The following is a 1,233-nucleotide window of genomic DNA, read 5'->3' as shown; positions in this document are numbered from 1 at the left end:
GATGGCGCCGAATGCGGCGATCTTGGTCGCCGTCGCCATGAAACTGGTGATCGGCGTCGGCGCCCCTTGATAGACATCGGGAATCCACGAATGGAACGGCACGGCACCGACTTTGAACAGTAATCCCACGGCCACGAGTGCTGTCCCGAGCCACAGGAAGGCATCGGTACCCGACCCGCTGCGTGCTGCGTCGGCGATACCGGAGAGCGTGACCGTCCCGGCATAGCCGTACAGCAATGCGATTCCGAAAACGAAGAACGCCGACGAAAATGCCCCGAGCAGAAAGTACTTGAGTGCAGCTTCCTGGGAGAGTAGGCGACGTCGACGTGCCAGCCCGCACAGGAGGTAGAGAGGCAGTGAGAACACCTCGAGCGCAACGAACATCGTCAGCAGATCGTTCGACGCGGGAAAAAGGAGCATGCCGCCGACCGCGAAGAGGGTGAGCGGAAAGACCTCGGTCTGGGCGATACCGACCTTGACCGCTTCTTGTTCCGCAACACTTCCGGGGACGCTCGACGCTTGAGGGGTGAAACCGCCGAGCGCGTCGTGTTGCGCGATCACCTCGGCGGTGTTGCCCGAGCCTCGCTCGGCGATCAGCAGTACTGCGGGGATCGACACGAGAAGGATCGTGGCCTGCAGGAAAAGGGTCGGACCGTCGACCGCTACAGAACCCATCATCGCCGTCGACCGCGTGCCGGCGAGCAGAAGCACTGCCACGAATGCGGCCGCCAAGCCTGCGACACCGAGGACGAGTTGCACGGGGTATCGAAAACGCCGGGGTGCGAATGCCTCGATGAGTACGCCCACAACCGCAACACCGAACACGATCAACATTGGCGAGAGCAAGCTGTATTCGACACTGGGTGACGCCGTGCCGGCTGAGCCGAGGATGGTCACGTCGTTGAAGGAACTCATTTGTGGGCACCTCCTTCGTGGTCGGCGACGAGCGGGGTCGGAGCCTCGTCGACGACCGTATGGCTCACTGCAGGAGTGATGACGTCCAAGGCAGGCTTGGGGTAGATGCCGAGAAGCAACAAGAGTGCGATCAGAGGGGCGACCACCACGAGTTCGCGTCGAGCGAGGTCGCGGATCGTTCCCTGCTCTTCCTTCACAGGTCCGCCCATCATGCGCTGGTAGAGCCAGAGTATGTAGATCGCGGACAGGACAAGCGCGGCAGTCGCCGCGATAGCGGCCACGTGGTATCGCGAGTACGTCCCGATCAGCACCAGGAAC

Annotated in this window: 1 protein-coding gene and 1 pseudogene; both read right to left on the bottom strand. The window is 62.3% G+C overall.

Annotated features, from left to right (window positions below; genetic code table 11):
- Window positions 1-915 (bottom strand): NADH-quinone oxidoreductase subunit N (locus AC0B9F_RS38215; RefSeq protein ID WP_472010422.1); only part of this gene is annotated, 915 nt, incomplete at its 3' end.
- Window positions 912-1,233 (bottom strand): annotated as a pseudogene (locus AC0B9F_RS38210) (NADH-quinone oxidoreductase subunit M); the annotation flags it as partial. The gene AC0B9F_RS38215 and the pseudogene AC0B9F_RS38210, both read right to left, overlap by 4 nt.

The sequence above is a fragment of the Streptomyces sp. NPDC097129 genome (genome assembly GCF_055668065.1).
This window is presented reverse-complemented; position numbering and strand designations above follow the sequence as displayed.